Here is a 17,048-nt window from a genome sequence, read left to right on the forward strand (position 1 = left end):
CCTCCGCACGAAGAGAGACTGCCGTGGCACACCATCACGCCGATGACGCATCCGGGTACGACGTCGCCCGCATCCAGGCGAAATGGCAGGCGGTCTGGGACGAGCTCAAGCCGTTCAGCACGAGCGACCCCGACGACACCCGGCCGCGCAAGTACGTGCTCGACATGTTCCCGTATCCTTCCGGCGACCTGCACATGGGCCACGCGGAGGCCTACGCGCTCGGCGACGTCATAGCGCGCTACTGGCGCCAGCAGGGCTTCAACGTGCTGCACCCGATCGGCTGGGACTCCTTCGGGCTGCCCGCGGAGAACGCCGCGATCAAGCGCGGGGTCGACCCGCGCGGCTGGACCTACGACAACATCGAGCAGCAGAAGCGGTCGATGAAGCTGTACGCCGCATCCTTCGACTGGGATCGCGTGCTGCACACGAGCGACCCCGAGTACTACAAGTGGAACCAGTGGCTGTTTCTGAAGCTGTACGAGAAGGGGCTGGCCTACCGCAAGGACTCCTGGGTCAACTGGGACCCGGTGGATCAGACGGTTCTGGCCAACGAGCAGGTGCTCGCGGATGGAACCTCGGAGCGATCCGGTGCCATGGTCGTCAAGAAGAAGCTCACCCAGTGGTACTTCAAGATCACCGACTACGCCGACCGCCTCCTCGACGACCTCAACCAGCTCGAGGGGTCCTGGCCGTCCAAGGTGCTATCGATGCAGCGCAACTGGATCGGCCGTTCGGTGGGTGCCGACGTCGATTTCATGATCGAGGGTCGCGATACGCCCCTGACGGTGTTCACGACGCGTCCCGACACCCTGCACGGCGCCACCTTCATGGTCGTCGCGCCGGACTCGGAGCTCGCGGCCGAGCTCGTCGCCGGTTCGACCCCCGAGGTGCAGGCCGCGTTCGCCGACTACCTGGCCGAGGTGCAGAAGAACACCGAGATCGAGCGGCAGGACGCCACCCGGGAGAAGACCGGCGTGTTCCTGGAGCGCTGGGCGGTCAACCCGGTCAACGGCGAGCGCGTTCCGATCTGGTCGGCGGACTACGTGCTCGCCGACTACGGGCACGGCGCGATCATGGCGGTACCGGCCCACGACCAGCGCGACCTCGACTTCGCCCGGAAGTTCGGCCTGCCGGTGCGCGTCGTCGTCGACACGAACGCGCCCATCACCGGGGCGATCCCGGTCATCGTCGACGGACAGATGCCCGAGGATCTGCCGCCGCTGGACCCCGGCGGCACGGGTGTCGCGCTGCATGGCGACGGCCGGATGATCAACTCCGGCCCGTTGGACGGCCTCAGCAAGTCCAACGCGATCCACCGGATGACCGAGCTGCTCGAGGCGGCAGGCACCGGCCGGGCGGCGAAGAACTTCCGGCTGCGCGACTGGCTCATCTCACGCCAGCGATTCTGGGGAACGCCCATCCCGATCGTCCATGGCGAGAACGGCGAGCTCGTCCCGGTGCCGGAGGACCAGTTGCCGATCGAGCTGCCCCCGACCGAAGGGCTCGACCTCGCACCCAAGGGCACGTCGCCGCTCGGCGGAGCCGAGGAGTGGATGGCGGTCGCGAATCCGGTCGACGGCAGCCCGGCGCGGCGCGATCCCGACACCATGGACACCTTCGTCGACAGTTCGTGGTATTTCCTGCGGTTCCTGAACCCCCACGACGACGCGCGCGCGTTCGACCCGGCCGAGGCCGAGAAGTGGGCGCCCGTCGACCAGTACGTCGGCGGGGTGACCCACGCCATCCTGCACCTGCTGTACGCACGATTCATCACCAAGGTGCTCTTCGACCTGGGCTATGTGACCTTCACCGAGCCTTTCAGCGCACTGCTCAACCAGGGCATGGTGCTCATGGACGGCTCGGCGATGAGCAAGAGCAAGGGCAACCTCGTGCGCCTGAGCGACCAGCTCGAGGAGCATGGGGTCGACGCCGTGCGACTGACGATGGCCTTCGCGGGCCCACCGGAGGACGACATCGACTGGGCGGATGTCGCACCGCACGCCTCCGCGAAGTTCCTCGCCCGCGCGTGGCGGCTCGCCCACGATGTGACGAGCTCGCCGGATGTGGACTGGAAGACCGGCGATGCCACCCTGCGCCGAGTGACCCATCACCTGCTTGCGGATGCGCCCGGGCTCATCGAGGGCTTCAAGTTCAACGTGGTCGTCGCTCGCGTGATGGAGCTCGTCAACGCGACCCGCAAGGCGATCGACAGCGGCCCAGGGGCTGCGGATGCCGCGGTGCGCGAGGCGACGGAGACCGTCGCCCTGACCCTCAGTCTCTTCGCACCGTATGCCGCCGAGGAGATGTGGGAGGCGCTCGGCTATCCGCCACCCATCGCCCTGTACGGCTGGCGGAAGGCCGACCCGACGCTTCTCGTCGCCGAGTCGGTGACCTGCGTCGTGCAGGTGGACGGCAAGCTGCGCGACCGCATCGAGGTGAGCCCCAGGGCCACACCGGCCGAGCTCGAAGCGCAGGCCAGGGCGCTGCCGGCGATCGTGCGCACCGTGGGCGACCGTGAGATCGCGAAGGTCATCGTGCGCGCTCCGCGGCTCGTCAACATCGTCACCCGCTGACTCGGTATTCCCGCTGACTCGGTTCTCCCGCGCGCCCGGGCGTCGGCTCTGCTCCTCCACAGACGGTTCCTCGAGCGGTAGTGCACCTTTGGTCCCGGGTGGGAGCAGGGGAGTGCGCTGACGCGATTAGCCTCGGCGCATGCCGCTGGCCGACCCGCTCACGGCTTCGTGCACCAGCCGATTCCGGGTGGGGCTCGGGGCTGCCGTGGTCCTGCTCGTCGTCGGCCTCGGCATCGCCGTGCTCGTCACGGCGCTCTCCGCGAATGGCGGCACCACGACGGTCATCAGCGCGCCGGATACCGGGGCGGCGGGCACCGGGGCGGCGGCGCCGAGTGCCGAGGCATCCGCGAGCGGTGTCGCGATCTACGTCCACATCCTCGGGGCGGTGAGCCGTCCGGGGCTGTACCAGTTGCGCGACGGTGACCGGGCGATCGACGCGATCGCTGCGGCGGGCGGCTACGCCGAGGGTGCAGACCGGCGGCAACTGAACCTCGCCCGGTTCCTGAGCGACGGCGAGCAGATCTATGTCCCGCGGGAGGGGGAGGCCGGCGCACGGCCCGGCGGCGGGCCGACATCCGGGACCGTCGGCGGCAAGGTGAACCTGAACACCGCGGATGCCGCGGCGCTCGAGACCCTCCCGCGCGTCGGCCCGGCGCTCGCCGCGCGCATTCTCGCCTGGCGGGCGGCGAACGGACGTTTCACCTCGATCGAGGACCTGCTCGGCGTCTCGGGCATCGGCGAGAAGACCTTCGCGGGGCTCAAGGACCTCGTGACGATCTGATGGTCGCGATGGGCGCGCGCTTCGGGCGGGTGGATGCCCGACTCGCGATCCCCGCGGCCGCCGGCTGGGTGGTGCTCGGCGCGATCCTCGGGATGCCGGGGCTGCTGGCTCCCGCCGCGGTCGGCGCCTGGGTGGTGAGCGCGCTGTGCGGTGCGGCAGCCCTCGTGGCCGGGCGAGGTCGCCGTGTGCTCGCGACCCTCACCGTCGTCGGCGTCGCCTGCGCGCTGCTCCTCACGAGCGCTGCGATCCATTCGGCGGCGCGGCGCCCCGCCGCGCTCCTCGACGCGGCATCCTCGGGACGGTATCTCAGGGTCGTCGCTGTGCTGGGCGAGACCGTCACGGCGAGACCCCCAGCCGGCGCGGGGCTCTCCACGGGGCGACCCGGCCCGGTGCGGGTCACCATCACCGATGCCGTCATCGGCGGAACCAGCCTCGAGGGGATCGAGGTGCCCGCCCTGCTGTTCGGCTCGGCCCCGGTGGGCGGGATCGGCACCGTCATCGAGGCATCCGGAACGATCGCCGGGGCGGCCCCGGGGGAGAGCGCGCAGTTCCTGCTGTTCGCCAGGGGCAGTCCGGCCGCCGTCGCCGGGCCGCCCTGGTTCCTCGACTGGGCGAACGGGCTGCGATCGTCGTTCCTGGCGGCCTCTGCGGCGCTCCCCGGCGACGGGGGAGCCCTCCTGCCCGGGCTCGCGATCGGGGACACGAGCAGGGTCGGCGACGCCCTCGGCCGATCGATGAAGGCGACGTCGCTCAGCCACCTGACGGCCGTTTCCGGCGCGAACTGCGCCGTCGTCGTCGGCCTCATCATGCTCGGTGGCGCTGCGCTCGGTTTTTCCCGCCGCACGCGCATCGCGGCTTCGGTTGTCGTGCTCGCCGGATTCGTTGTGCTCGTCACACCGGAGGCGAGCGTGCTGAGGGCCGCCGTCATGGCGGGGCTCGTGCTCGGCGCGCTCCTCGCCGGACGCCCGGCGAGCGGGGTCCCGGTGCTCTCGCTCGCCATCGTCATCCTTCTCACGGTCGACCCATGGCTGTCGCGCAGCTACGGGTTCATCCTCTCGGTGCTCGCCACGGCGGGGCTCCTCGTGCTTTCCGGTCCGCTTGCGGCCCTCTTCGCCCGGTGGCTGCCCGCCTGGCTCGCGATGCTCGTCTCGATCCCACTGGCTGCGCAGCTCGCCTGCCAGCCGGTACTCATCCTCCTCAACCCGGCCGTGCCGGTCTACGGGGTCGTCGCGAACATCCTGAGCGAACCGGCCGCACCCATCGCCACCGTGCTCGGGCTGGCCGCCTGTATCGTGCTGCCGGTCTTCGAACCGCTCGGGCGGGTTCTGGCCGCGATCGCCTGGCTTCCGGCGTCGTGGATCGCCGCGGTCGCCCGGTTCTTCTCCGCCCTGCCTGCCGCGCAGGCTCCCTGGGTGCCCGGCATGGTCGGCGTCGCACTGCTCGCCGCCGTCACGGCGCTCGTGCTCGTCGTCCTGTTCCGCCGCCGCGATCGCGCCACCCGGATGCTGGGAATCCTGCTCGTCGCTTCCCTCCTGGCCTACTCGAGTTCGCTTCTCGGGCTGGGGCTCGGCCGTCGGATGTCGCTCCCGCACGACTGGCAGGTCGCGGCGTGCGACATCGGGCAGGGCGATGCGGTGCTCGTGCGCAGTGCGGGCGAGGTCGCCCTCATCGACACCGGCCCGGATCCTGCGCGGCTCGCGCGCTGCCTGGATGAGCTGGGCATCCGGCGCATCAGGCTGCTCGTGCTCAGCCACTACGACCTCGACCATGTCGGAGGGACCTCGGCGGTGCTCGGAATGGTCGAGCAGGCGATCGTCGGGCCGGTCTCGGACGAGCACGACACGGCCCTCCGCACCTCCCTGGCCGATGCCGGCGCCGAGGTCCACGAGGCCGCCCGGGGCACCGTCGGAACGCTCGGCGACCTGCGCTGGGAGGTGCTCTGGCCGCCCTCGAGGCTCGGCACTCTCGAGCCCGGCAATGCGGCGAGCGTGGTGGTGCGCTTCGAGGGCGTCGGCCCGTGCCCGCAGGGTTGCCTGAGCTCCCTCTTCCTCGGGGACCTCGGCGAGGAGTCCCAGTCGAGGATGCTCGGTATGGCGAGACCGGCCCCTGTCGACCTCGTCAAGGTCGCTCACCATGGTTCCGCCGATCAGAGCGCGCGACTCTACGAACGGCTGCATGCCCGGGTCGGTATCGTGAGTGCCGGCGCGGAGAACACTTACGGGCACCCGACCGATCGGCTGCTCGGCATACTGCAGGATGCTGGAACGGCGATCGCCCGCACCGACCTCGAGGGCATGATCCTCGTTTCGCCCGGCCCTGGCGGCACCGTCAGCGTGTGGACCGAGCGCGCGGCCGGCCGTGACGTCGGCGCGCATTAGGCTGGTTCGGACGAGGCGAGGGAGGGTGCGGATGGCGGCAGCCGGTGCGGCGCGGATCCCGCAGCTCGCCTGGGACAAGGTGCGCCCTGCCCCGGTCGTGCTCGTCTCCGGCACGGAGGACTTCCTCGCCGAGCGCGCCATCGGGCTGCTGCGCGACATCCTGCGCGCCGAGGATTCGAGCCTCGAGGTGAGCGACATCGCCGCCGACGCCTACGCGCCGGGTGAGCTGGCGACGCTCGCAAGCCCCTCGCTCTTCGGCGAGCCGCGGCTCGTGCGGGTCACCGGCGTGGAGAAGTGCACCGATGCGTTCATCGCTGAGACGCTCGGCTACCTCGAGGCCCCGGCCGCAGACTGCTATCTCATGCTGCGACACGCGGGCGGTGTCCGCGGCAAGAAGCTCCTGGATGCGCTGCGGGGCGGGCTCGGCGGCGGCATCGAGATCGCCTGCACCGAGATCAAGAAGGAGTCGGACAAGCTCGACTTCGTGACGGCGGAGTTCCGCACCGCCGGCCGCCGCATCACCGCGGGCGCCGCTCGCGCCCTCGTCGCAGCGTTCACCGAGGATCTCGCCGAGCTCGCGGCGGCCTGCCGTCAGCTGCTCGCCGACGCGGGGGATGAGGTCACCGAGGCGACCGTCGAGCGCTACTACTCGGGCCGCGTGGAGACGAACGCGTTCCGCGTGGCCGACACGGCGATCGCCGGTCGGCACGGCGAGGCGCTCGTGCTGCTGCGCCATGCGCTCGCCTCGGGCGCCGATCCGGTGCCTATCGTCGCCGCGTTCGCGAGCAAGCTGCGCACCATGGCGAAGGTGGCCGGGGCTCGCGGCAGCTCAGGCCAGCTCGCCCAGCAGTTCGGGCTCGCCCCCTGGCAGGTCGATCGAGCCAAGCGCGACCTGCAGGGCTGGACCGAGGACGGCCTGGCACGTGGCATCCAGTTGCTCGCCGAGACGGATGCCCAGGTCAAGGGGGCCGGGCGCGATCCGGTGTACGCGCTCGAGCGCATGGTCAACGTCGTGAGCGCGCGCGGCGCGCAGCCCTGACGCTGACGCTCGCCAGGCTCGCGAACGCGGGCAAATCTGGGGTGCGCGCACCCGCGACCCCGGATTCGCCCGTTTTCGCGTCACCGCATCGACGAAGAACGCCCCGGTCGAGGTGACCGGGGCGTTCTCAGAAGTGATGGCGCCTGTTACAGCGCGGCGACCTGCTTGGCGATCGACGACTTGCGGTTCGCCGCCTGGTTCTTGTGGATGACGCCCTTGCTGGCCGCCTTGTCGAGCTTGCGGGTCGCGGCGACGAGCGATGCTGCCGCGGCCTTCTTGTCACCGGCGGCGATGGCTTCGCGGGTCGCGCGGATCGCGGTCTTGACCTCGCTCTTGACGGCCTTGTTGCGCTCCGTCGCCTTGCGGTTGGTGCCGATGCGCTTGATCTGCGACTTGATGTTTGCCACTGGTGAACCTTTTCGTTGTTGTCGAGCAGTCTGATGTCACGGCCGATCGGCCGGGAGAGTCGATGTGGGCTTTCGATTCGCAGCACATCCGTAACGAATGCCGCGCGAGCCAACAGGTAACTTTATCAGAGCGTCGCCAGTTTCGGACAATCCGAAACCAAACAGAAATGACGGGCATCTCACTGGGGAGGCAGCGTGGCAGGGTCAGAGCGGATCTGGACGGTCGCGGACCACCTCGAGGGTGCCGTTCCCGAACAGGTTGCGCTCTACCGGGCCGTCGAACGGGCCATTCTCGACTGCGGGCCGGTCACCATCTCGGTGTCGAAGACCACCATCACCTTCAAGGGAGCCCGCCGTGGCTTCGCCGGTGCTCGGCCGACCCGAAGCGGGGTCCAGGGCTACCTCGACCTCGGTCGCTCGCTTCTCGGCGACCCCCGAATCCGCAGCGCAGCGCCGTACACGAAGCGCCTCTGGGTGAACCATTTTCGCCTCGCCTCCGTGGCGGAACTCGATGAGACCTTCCTCGACTGGGTCCGGGAGGCGTTCAGGGTCGGCGAAGGGGATCACCTCCTGGGCCCGGCGATCCGCGAGTAGCCGTCTCCACGGCACTCTCTCCGGCAGGACCTCGTCGCGGTTCGGCGCCGAATGATGGTCCAGCGGACGAGTGTGCATGCCGAGGCGGCCACACTCGTCCGATCGGGCATCACTCGGGCATGCCCGCCCCGCAGAACATGGGAGAATTGTCCGACCCCGCCAAACCCCGCGGGTGGCCGCAGCAACCAGCATTGAGGAACGCGTGACCCCGAAAGCACTGAAGGCGCTCGAGCCGTCGGCGACCGACCCCGCGTTCATCCGCAACTTCTGCATCATCGCGCACATCGACCACGGCAAGTCGACTCTCGCCGACCGGATGCTGCAGATCACCGGCGTCGTCTCCGACCGCGACATGCGCGCCCAGTACCTCGACCGTATGGACATCGAGCGCGAGCGCGGGATCACGATCAAGAGCCAGGCGGTGCGGATGCCGTGGGGGGGGTCGGCGAGCTCGACCGGAGATTCCGCGCCTGCAGGCAAGCCCCAGACCTACGCCCTCAACATGATCGACACTCCCGGCCACGTCGACTTCACCTACGAGGTCTCCCGCAGCCTCGCCGCCTGCGAGGGCGCCATCCTGCTCGTCGACGCAGCGCAGGGCATCGAGGCGCAGACCCTCGCGAACCTCTACCTCGCACTCGACAACGACCTGGAGATCATCCCGGTCCTCAACAAGATCGACCTGCCGGCCGCCGACCCCGAGAAGTACGCGAAGGAGCTCGCGGGTCTCATCGGCGGCGACCCCGAGGACGTGCTGCGGGTGAGCGGCAAGACCGGCGTCGGCGTCGAGGAACTGCTCGACCGCGTCGTCGAGCGCATCCCGGCGCCGAAGGGCGACGCGAGTGCCCCGGCGCGCGCGATGATCTTCGATTCCGTGTACGACAGCTACCGCGGCGTCGTCACGTACGTGCGCATGATCGACGGGTCGCTCGCCCCGCGCGAGCGCATCCAGATGATGTCGACACGCGCCATCCACGAGCTGCTCGAGATCGGCGTGAGCTCCCCGGAGCCGGTGCCGACGAAAGGCCTCGGTGTCGGCGAGGTCGGCTATCTCATCACCGGGGTGAAGGATGTGCGCCAGTCGAAGGTGGGCGACACCGTCACGACCGCCGTCAAGCCGGCGACCAAGGCGCTCCCGGGCTACACCGAGCCGAAACCCATGGTGTTCTCCGGCCTCTACCCGATCGACGGCAGCGACTACCCGGAACTGCGCGACGCCCTCGACAAGCTCAAGCTCTCGGATGCCGCGCTCGTCTACGAGCCGGAGACCTCCGTGGCGCTCGGCTTCGGCTTCCGCTGCGGATTCCTCGGCCTGCTGCACCTGGAGATCGTCACCGAACGGCTGGAGCGCGAGTTCGGGCTCGACCTCATCACGACGGCGCCCTCCGTCATCTACGAGGTCTCGAGCGACGACGGGAAGACCGTGACGGTGACCAACCCGAGCGAGTTCCCCGGCGGCAAGATCGCAAGCGTTCGGGAGCCCGTGGTGAAGGCATCCATCCTCGCCCCGAAGGACTATGTGGGGACGATCATGGAGCTCTGCCAGGGGCGCCGTGGAACCATGCAGGGCATGGAATACCTCGGCGAGGATCGCGTCGAACTCCACTACACGATGCCGCTCGGCGAGATCGTGTTCGACTTCTTCGACCAGCTGAAGTCCCGCACGCAGGGCTACGCGAGCCTCGACTACGAACCGCACGGCGACCAGGAGGCCGATCTCGTCAAGGTCGACATCCTGCTGCAGGGCGAGCAGGTGGATGCGTTCAGCGCGATCGTGCACCGGGACAAGGCCTACGCCTACGGGGTGCTCATGACCGGGCGCCTGCGTGAGCTCATCCCGCGGCAGCAGTTCGAGGTGCCCATCCAGGCGGCGATCGGGGCGCGCATCATCGCGCGCGAGAGCATCCGGGCCATGCGCAAGGACGTGCTCGCCAAGTGCTACGGCGGTGACATCACCCGCAAGCGCAAGCTCCTCGAGAAGCAGAAGGAGGGCAAGAAGCGCATGAAGATGGTCGGCCGCGTCGAGGTGCCCCAGGAGGCGTTCATCGCCGCGCTCTCGGGGGATGTCGAGAAGAAGGACAAGAAGTAGGGTTCTGGTCATGATGGCAGCGGCGAGATGCGCGTTCTGCGGTACGGAGCATCGGCCATGAGCCGCCAGCCGCCCTGGGACGCGACCGTCACCTACGGGGCGGTCGGCGGCACGAAGGCGCCCGACCTCCTGGCATTCCCTCCCACGGGGTTCAGGCCGTTCGAACAGCGTTCGCGGATCGGGCACGGTGTCGCGCGGTGGGAGCACGCCTGGCAGTCGACCATGACGTGGGGGATCCAGCGGGGCAGCGGGATGCGGGTGCAGCTGAACGAGTCGCCCGCCGAGGTCACCGAGGGCACCTACACTCCGGTCGCCTTCGACGGGGCAGGCAGACCGGTCGCTCCAGAGCTCACAGCAGGCTCGGGCGAAGAGAGCGAGGTCGTCTACGGGGCCGAGGGCCAGTCCTTCATCGCGCCGGGTGACACCGCGCTTCTCGTCGTCCCGTTCTGGTTCTTCGGCGTCCACGCGCCCTGCAGGGTCATCTACGTGATCGACGAGCCGAACCGCAAGGGATTCGCCTACGGGACGCTCCCGGGGCATCCGGAGAGCGGCGAGGAGGCCTTCATCGTCGACCAGACGGAGGACGGCTCGGTGTGGCTCACGATCCGGGCGTTCTCGAGGCCTGCAGGTTGGCTGTGGTGGATGGTCTATCCGGTGCTGCGGCTCACCCAGACGATGATCACCCGACGGTACTTCCGGTCGCTCTCCGATCCGCTCGGCTGAGGTCGGGGCGGCCGACTGTGGAGTTCCACCGATCACCGCTCGCCGAAACGGCGGTCGATTGTCGTCCGGCACCAATGCTGCGGGAGCGGGGCGGCCGCGTGGCTACGCTGGAGCCATGACCGACTATCGTCCTCCCGTCGCCGACCTCGCCTTCGTTCTCGAGCACATCGCGGGATACCGCGACGTCGCAGCGCTCCCGGAGTTCGAGCATGCCGACCTCGAGACGGTCGTCGGCATCCTTGAGGACGCCGGCGACTTCATGGCCGGGGTCGTCGCGCCGACGAACCGCATCGGCGACGCCGAGGGGTCGCAGCGCCAGCCGGACGGCTCGGTGCGCACGCCTGCACCGTTCAAGGACGCATACCGCAAGTACGTCGAGGCCGGCTGGGGCGCCGTCCCCTTCCCCGACGAGTTCGGCGGCGGCAACTTCCCCTGGTCGGTCGGGCTCGCCATCCAGGAGATGCTCACCTCCTCCAACATGGCTTTCGCGCTCTGCCCACTGCTGACCCAGGGCGCGATCGACGCGCTCCTGGCCTACGGCAGCGACGACCAGAAGCAGCGCTACCTGCCGAAGATGATCAGCGGCGAGTGGACCGGCACGATGAACCTCACCGAGCCGCAGGCCGGGTCGGATGTCGGAGCCCTCACGACCCGCGCGGTCAAGCGCGACGACGGCAGCTACGCCATCAGCGGCCAGAAGATCTTCATCACCTACGGGGAACACGACCTGTCAGAACAGATCGTGCACCTCGTGCTGGCCCGCACTCCGGATGCCCCGGCCGGCACGCGTGGCATCTCCTGCTTCATCGTCCCCAAGCTCCTCGTGAACGAGGACGGCTCGCTCGGGGAGCGCAATGCGGTCAACTGCCTCTCGATCGAGCACAAGCTCGGCATCCACGGGTCGCCGACCTGCGTCCTCGAGTACGACGAGGCGACCGGCTACCTCATCGGCGAGGAGAACATCGGCATGCGCATCATGTTCGTCATGATGAACAGCGCCCGGCTCTCCGTCGGGATGCAGGGCCTGGCTGTTGCCGAGCGCGCCTACCAGGAGTCGCTCGGCTACGCGCGGGAGCGCATCCAGGGCAAGGCGATCGGTGCCACCTCGGACTCGCCGATCGTCGACCACCCCGACGTGCGCCGGATGCTCATGACCCAGAAGGCCTACATCGCCGCCCTTCGCGGGATGATGTACCTCAACGCGGCGCAGATGGACGTCGCCCAGTTCCACCCGGACGAGGCAACCCGTGCCCGCGCTTCCGAGGTCGTCGGTCTCCTGACGCCGATCTGCAAGAGCTTCGGCACCGACCTCGGCAGCGAGCTCACCTCGCTCGCGCTGCAGATCTACGGCGGTATGGGCTTCATCGAGGAGACCGGCGCCGCCCAGCATTACCGTGATGTGCGCATCACCGCGATCTACGAGGGCACCAACGGTATCCAGGCCGCGGATCTCGTCGGGCGCAAGCTCGGAGTGCGCGGCGGCGCCTCCTTCCTCGAGTTCATCGCGCAGATGCGCGAACTGGATGGCGAACTGGCGGCGGCGGGCGAGGGCTTCGACGGAATCCGCTCCTCCCTCGGCACCCAGCTCGACGCTCTCGAGAGCGCGACGAAGTGGATGCTGAAGAACGGTGCCGCCGACCCGAACGCCGCGCTCGCCGGCTCCTCGCCGTACCAGCGGATGTGGGGGCTCGTCGTCGGAGGCTGGCTGCTCGCGAAGGCTGCGCTCGCCGAAGCGGGGATCGCGGAGCCCGGCGATCGCCTCGTGCTCGCGCGCTTCTACGCGGGGCAGCTGCTCCCGCAGGCCTCGGGCCTGCTCGCGGCCGCGACCGCGGGTGCCGAGGACCTCTTCGCGCTCGACGCCGACGCGCTCGCCTCCTGACCGACTGCCCGCCGGCTGCGAGACAATGGGCTCATGCCCTCCGCCCTGCCCATCGCCGACCCGGCACCGCTCGACGGGCTGCTGCCGGCATCCGTCGCCGAGGGCGTCGCCAGGCGCAATTTCGGGGTCTACCTGCACGTGCCGTTCTGCCGGGTCCGGTGCGGCTATTGCGACTTCAACACCTACACCGCCGAGGAGTTGCGTGGTACGAAACGTGCGGATTACGCGGGCCAGGCGATCCGGGAGATTGCGCTCGCCGCATCCGTGCTCGACGGCGCGGGGCTGCCCGGCCGGCCCGCCTCCACGGTGTTCTTCGGCGGGGGCACACCGACCCTGCTTCCCGTCACCGATCTCGTCGCGATGCTCTCCGCGGTGCGCGACACCTGGGGGCTCGCTCCGGGCGCCGAGGTCACCACGGAGGCCAACCCCGACTCGGTCGACGCCGCCTACCTGCGCGCGCTGGGTGCCGCCGGGTTCACCCGGGTGTCCTTCGGGATGCAGTCCGCCGTCCCGCACGTGCTCGCCACGCTCGAGCGCACCCACGATCCCGCGCGCATCCCGCTCGTCGTGCGCTGGGCACGGGATGCCGGCCTCGACGTCAGCCTCGACCTCATCTACAACACGCCGGGGGAGAGCCTCGACGACTGGCGTGCGTCGCTCGAGGCGGCGATCGCCGAACAGCCTCACCACCTGAGCGCCTATTCGCTCATCGTCGAGGACGGCACGAAGCTCGCGCGCCAGATCCGCCGCGGCGAGGTGGCCCAGCCCGACGATGACCTCGCGGCCGAGCAGTACGAGCTGGCCGACCGGATGCTGGGCGAGGCAGGCTACGAATGGTACGAGGTGAGCAACTGGGCTCGACAGACCTCGGATCGAGCCGGCCGGGATTACCGGTCGCGCCACAACCTCGCCTACTGGCAGGGGCACGACTGGTGGGGGATCGGCCCCGGCGCCCACAGCCATGTCGGCGGTGTGCGCTGGTGGAACGTCAAGCACCCGGCGGCCTACGCCGAGCGGATCCTCTCCGGTCAGTCACCGGCGGCCGGGCGCGAGAGCCTCGACGGAGAGACGCGCCGCGTCGAGCGGGTGCTGCTGGCGACGCGCATCCGGGAGGGGCTGTCTACGGCCGAGCTCACGGATGCGGGGCGCGCGGCGGTCGCCGGCCTCATCGCGGACGGCCTCGTCGAGCCGAAGGCCGCGCTGCACGGCACAGTGGCGCTGACCCTGCGCGGGCGGTTGCTCGCGGATGCCGTGGTGCGGCAGCTGCTGGCGTGACGCGGCCATGCTTCTCGGATTGAGCCTGTACTTCTCGGCTTGAGCCTGTATTTCTCGGATTGAGCCTGCCGAAATCGAGATCTCGACAGGCTCGACCGGAAGAGGTCTACTTGATGAACTTGATCGCGAGCGGGTACTCGTAGTACTCGCCCTTGTTCGCCGCGACGGCGGCAAGGATGCAGAACACGATGTTCCCGATGGCCGCCGCAGCGAGGATCAGCAGTCCGATGACGATGAGGGACGTGATCGCACCGACGAAGTAGGCGATGACGAGCGTGATCTGGAAGTTGAGCGCGGTACCGGTGTGCTGGCGCACGAACGGGCCGCGATCCTTCAGGATGAGGTAGCCGATGAGCGCGGGCAGGAAGTTGAAGAAGATCCCGCCGAGGTGCACGAGGATCGCCCAGAGCTTCTCGTCGGCCGGGCTGAGTGGCTGCGCGGCCTGGTAGGGGTTGGGAGGGGTCGGCATGGAATCTGACATGCTCCCATTAAAGCAGGAGAGCCGGGCACCTGGCCCGGCTCTCCCAGAAAACTCTTCGCAGTTACTTGATGAAACTACTTGATGAACCGGAAGTTGACCGGGTAGCGGTAGCTGCCGCCACCATTGACCTTGATGCCGCCCATGATCGAGAACGCGACGTTGGCGAGGTAGATGAGCCATCCGATGAGGGTGAAGATCCAGAGGATGCCCCACAGCCCGCTGACGATGAAGACCGAGGTCAGGATCGCGCTGATGATCGCCCACGCGATGTAGATGATCAGGAAGGTGATCTGCCAGTTGAGGGCTTCCTTGCTCTCCTGCTTGGTGAGCGTGCCGCGGTCCTTGAACACGAGGAAGATGATGAGCGACGGCAGGATCCAGAGGATTCCGCCGAAGTGCGCGAACATCGCCCACTGCTTGTCCTCGGCAGCCGTCAACGGTGCCGCCGGCTGCGGCGCTGCGGCCGGTGGAGTTTGATCAGTCATTAACTTTGCCTTTCAGGTGTTCGAGTCCGATGCCTGACGGTGCGGACTGGGCCGGCCTTGGCATGCCCCTCATGGGAGGGTAGGGCACAAGCTCACCCATAAGGTACTGCCCCTGCCCCGTGGGTGCAACGCCTGCTTTGTGGTATGTCGCGATACCATTGGCAGTCGGAGCACTTGAGTGCCAGAGCCGGGAAGGACGTGGAAATGGCTACCGATCGCAGTCTCGACGTGCTTCGCGTCATCGTCCAGGACTATGTGGCCTCGCGCGAACCGGTGGGCTCCAAGTCGATCGTCGAACGCCACGCCTTCGGCGTCTCAGCGGCGACCATCCGCAACGACATGGCGCTCCTGGAGGAGGAGGAGCTCATCACCGCCCCGCACACCTCATCCGGGCGCATTCCCACCGACAAGGGCTACCGCGTCTTCGTCGACCAGCTCGCCGACCTCCGGCCGCTCACCACGGCACAGCGCCAGGCGATCGAGACCTTCCTCGGCCATGCGAGCGATCTCGACGAGGTTCTCACCCGCACCGTGCGCCTGCTCTCGCAGCTCACCCACCAGGTCGCGCTCGTGCAGTATCCGTCGCTCGGGCGCTCGCGCATCCGACACATCGAGCTCGTGCCGCTCAGCACCCTCCGGCTCATGATCGTGCTCATCACCGACACCGGTCGGGTCGAGCAGCGCCACATCGATGTCGAGGCGCCCCTCGACGAGGCGTTCCTCGGCGAGGTGAGGGCCAAGCTCAACGGGATGCTCGGCGGTCTCGGCATGGCGGATGCCGCCGTGGCGCTTCAGGGGATCGTCGACTCGTTCCAGCCCGTACGGCGCGCCTTCGTCGCGGAGATCGTCGAAAGCCTGGGGGAGCAGGTCGCCGCCACCCGTGGCGAGAAACTGCTCATGGCGGGGGCGGCGAACCTCGCACTCACCGCGGAGGACTTCGGCGGGAGCATCTACCCGGTACTCGAGGCGATCGAGGAGCAGGTGACCCTGCTCAGGCTCTTCGCCGAGATGGAGCCGGACCAGCACGGGCTCGCCACGAGGATCGGGATCGAGAACGCGGCCTTCGGGCTCGGCGAGACCTCGGTCCTGGCGAGCGGCTACACCTCGACGGGCGGCGAGTTCGCGCGCGTCGGCGTGCTCGGCCCGACGAGGATGGATTACCCGAACAACATGGCAGCGGTGCGCGCCGTCGCCCGCTACCTCTCCCGCCTGCTCGGCGAGGAATGATACGCAAGGGAAATTGAGTGGCAGACCACTACGAAGTACTCGGGGTCGAGCGGACGGCGACGCCCGAGGACATCAAGAAGGCGTACCGGCGACTGGCCAGGGAGCTGCATCCGGATGTGAACCCCGGCGCTGAGGCGCAGGAGAAGTTCAAGCTCGTCACGCACGCCTATGACGTGCTCTCCGACCCGCAGCAGCGGGAGCAGTACGACCTCGGAGGGCAGGGCGGCTTCGGCGCGGGTTTCGGCGGCTTCGGCGACATCTTCGAGACCTTCTTCGGCGCCGCCCAGCGCACGAGCGGTCCCCGGTCCCGCAAGGAGCGAGGGCAGGATGCCCTGCTTCGCATCGAGGTCGAGCTGGGCGACGTGATCTTCGGCATCAAACGCGACCTCGAGGTCGACACCGCGGTCGTGTGCGGGACCTGCGAGGGCTCCTGCTGCGCACCCGGGACCCAGCCGGTCACCTGCGACATCTGCCAGGGAACCGGCCAGATCCAGCGCTCGGTGCGCAGCCTCCTCGGCAATGTGATGACCTCGAGCCCCTGCGGGACCTGCCGCGGCTACGGCACGGTCATCCAGAACCCGTGCCCGACCTGTGGTGGCCAGGGGCGCGTGCGTGCACGCCGTAAGGTGACGGTCGACATCCCGGCCGGCGTGGAGACGGGCCTGCGGCTTCAGCTCTCCGGCCAGGGTGAGGTCGGCCCGGCGGGCGGCGCGAACGGCGACCTCTTCCTCGAGGTGAAGGTGCGCCACCATGACATCTTCAGCCGCAACGGCGACGACCTCATGGCCACCCTCGAGGTGCAGATGACGGATGCCATTCTCGGCACGAGTGCGACGATCGACGCTCTCGACGGCCCGGTGACCGTCGAGGTCAAGCCGGGTGTCCAGAGCGCCGAGGTCATCACGGTCAAGGAACGCGGCGTCACCCATCTGCGAGGCTCGGGCCGCGGCGACCTCAGGATCGGCGTGCAGGTGGTCACGCCGACGAAACTCGACGCCAGGCAGCAGGAACTCATCAAGCAGTTCGCCGGAACGCGCAAGTCCGCCGCCCCGACCCTCACGCACTTCCAACAGGGGCTGTTCCAGAAGCTGCGCGACCGCTTCCTGGGCATCTGACC

General features: G+C 68.8%; 14 protein-coding genes. 11 read left to right on the plus strand and 3 right to left on the minus strand.

Going from position 1 to position 17,048, the window contains the following annotated elements:
• The first annotated feature begins 23 nt into the window (after positions 1-23).
• From leuS to holA, 4 genes are all read left to right on the plus strand, one after another.
• Positions 24-2,573: a leucine--tRNA ligase gene (leuS, locus tag ABD678_RS08750; RefSeq protein ID WP_344755756.1), complete on the plus strand. Its 2,550-nt coding sequence runs from the start codon at positions 24-26 to the stop codon at positions 2,571-2,573.
• A 139-nt stretch (positions 2,574-2,712) separates the two neighbouring features.
• The gene (locus ABD678_RS08755) at positions 2,713-3,354 is read left to right on the plus strand and encodes a ComEA family DNA-binding protein (RefSeq protein WP_344755758.1); all 642 of its coding nucleotides are present in this window, start codon (positions 2,713-2,715) and stop codon (positions 3,352-3,354) included.
• Between the two features lie 8 nt (positions 3,355-3,362).
• On the plus strand, positions 3,363-5,732 hold the full coding sequence (locus ABD678_RS08760; RefSeq protein ID WP_344755760.1) for a ComEC/Rec2 family competence protein: 2,370 nt from the start codon (positions 3,363-3,365) through the stop codon (positions 5,730-5,732).
• 31 nt (positions 5,733-5,763) lie between these two features.
• Complete coding sequence (holA, locus tag ABD678_RS08765) at positions 5,764-6,771, plus strand: DNA polymerase III subunit delta (RefSeq protein WP_344755762.1); 1,008 nt, start codon at positions 5,764-5,766, stop codon at positions 6,769-6,771.
• A gap of 146 nt (positions 6,772-6,917) precedes the next feature.
• On the opposite strand, the gene rpsT is transcribed toward holA, so the two are convergent.
• On the minus strand, positions 6,918-7,178 hold the full coding sequence (gene rpsT / locus ABD678_RS08770) for a 30S ribosomal protein S20 (RefSeq protein ID WP_344755764.1): 261 nt from the start codon (positions 7,176-7,178) through the stop codon (positions 6,918-6,920).
• Between the two features lie 195 nt (positions 7,179-7,373).
• On the opposite strand from rpsT, the gene ABD678_RS08775 reads away from it, so the two are divergent.
• The 5 genes from ABD678_RS08775 to hemW all read left to right on the plus strand — a co-directional run bounded on the left by ABD678_RS08775 (position 7,374) and on the right by hemW (position 13,738).
• Complete coding sequence (locus ABD678_RS08775) at positions 7,374-7,772, plus strand: DUF5655 domain-containing protein (protein WP_344755766.1); 399 nt, start codon at positions 7,374-7,376, stop codon at positions 7,770-7,772.
• Positions 7,773-7,974: 202 nt separating this feature from the next.
• A complete protein-coding gene (lepA, locus tag ABD678_RS08780; RefSeq protein WP_344757134.1) occupies positions 7,975-9,861 on the plus strand; it encodes a translation elongation factor 4 in 1,887 nt (628 codons plus the stop codon).
• A gap of 57 nt (positions 9,862-9,918) precedes the next feature.
• Positions 9,919-10,584, plus strand: coding sequence for a DUF1990 family protein (locus ABD678_RS08785; protein WP_344755768.1), 666 nt, complete (start codon positions 9,919-9,921; stop codon positions 10,582-10,584).
• A 115-nt stretch (positions 10,585-10,699) separates the two neighbouring features.
• A complete protein-coding gene (locus ABD678_RS08790) occupies positions 10,700-12,463 on the plus strand; it encodes an acyl-CoA dehydrogenase (RefSeq protein ID WP_344755770.1) in 1,764 nt (587 codons plus the stop codon).
• A 33-nt stretch (positions 12,464-12,496) separates the two neighbouring features.
• On the plus strand, positions 12,497-13,738 hold the full coding sequence (hemW, locus tag ABD678_RS08795; protein ID WP_344755773.1) for a radical SAM family heme chaperone HemW: 1,242 nt from the start codon (positions 12,497-12,499) through the stop codon (positions 13,736-13,738).
• Between the two features lie 106 nt (positions 13,739-13,844).
• Here hemW and ABD678_RS08800 read toward each other — a convergent pair whose 3' ends face one another.
• Entirely contained in the window at positions 13,845-14,219 is a 375-nt protein-coding gene (locus ABD678_RS08800; protein ID WP_344755775.1) for a DUF4870 domain-containing protein, read from the minus strand.
• Positions 14,220-14,293: 74 nt separating this feature from the next.
• Positions 14,294-14,704: a DUF4870 domain-containing protein gene (locus ABD678_RS08805; RefSeq protein ID WP_344755777.1), complete on the minus strand. Its 411-nt coding sequence runs from the start codon at positions 14,702-14,704 to the stop codon at positions 14,294-14,296.
• Positions 14,705-14,908: 204 nt separating this feature from the next.
• Here ABD678_RS08805 and hrcA point away from each other — a divergent pair, with 204 nt between their 5' ends.
• Positions 14,909-15,931 carry a heat-inducible transcriptional repressor HrcA gene (gene hrcA, locus ABD678_RS08810; RefSeq protein WP_344755779.1) on the plus strand — a complete coding sequence of 341 codons (1,023 nt, stop codon included), beginning with the start codon at positions 14,909-14,911 and terminating at the stop codon, positions 15,929-15,931.
• Between the two features lie 17 nt (positions 15,932-15,948).
• Positions 15,949-17,046, plus strand: a complete 1,098-nt coding sequence (gene dnaJ / locus ABD678_RS08815) for a molecular chaperone DnaJ (protein WP_344755781.1) — start codon at positions 15,949-15,951, stop codon at positions 17,044-17,046.
• Positions 17,047-17,048: the final 2 nt, after the last annotated feature.

Origin of the sequence: Leifsonella bigeumensis (assembly GCF_039537265.1) — a bacterium.
GTDB lineage: Bacteria > Actinomycetota > Actinomycetes > Actinomycetales > Microbacteriaceae > Terrimesophilobacter > Terrimesophilobacter bigeumensis.

Bases quoted from the DNA above. Each gene is read 5' to 3' on its own strand.
- ABD678_RS08755 (WP_344755758.1), top strand. From the start codon at position 2,713: ATGCCGCTGGCCGACCCGCTCACGGCTTCGTGCACCAGCCGATTCCGG.
- ABD678_RS08760 (WP_344755760.1), top strand. From the start codon at position 3,363: ATGGGCGCGCGCTTCGGGCGGGTGGATGCCCGACTCGCGATCCCCGCG.
- holA (WP_344755762.1), top strand. From the start codon at position 5,764: ATGGCGGCAGCCGGTGCGGCGCGGATCCCGCAGCTCGCCTGGGACAAG.
- ABD678_RS08785 (WP_344755768.1), top strand. From the start codon at position 9,919: ATGAGCCGCCAGCCGCCCTGGGACGCGACCGTCACCTACGGGGCGGTC.
- ABD678_RS08790 (WP_344755770.1), top strand. From the start codon at position 10,700: ATGACCGACTATCGTCCTCCCGTCGCCGACCTCGCCTTCGTTCTCGAG.
- hemW (WP_344755773.1), top strand. From the start codon at position 12,497: ATGCCCTCCGCCCTGCCCATCGCCGACCCGGCACCGCTCGACGGGCTG.
- ABD678_RS08800 (WP_344755775.1), bottom strand. From the start codon at position 14,219: ATGTCAGATTCCATGCCGACCCCTCCCAACCCCTACCAGGCCGCGCAG.
- ABD678_RS08805 (WP_344755777.1), bottom strand. From the start codon at position 14,704: ATGACTGATCAAACTCCACCGGCCGCAGCGCCGCAGCCGGCGGCACCG.
- hrcA (WP_344755779.1), top strand. From the start codon at position 14,909: ATGGCTACCGATCGCAGTCTCGACGTGCTTCGCGTCATCGTCCAGGAC.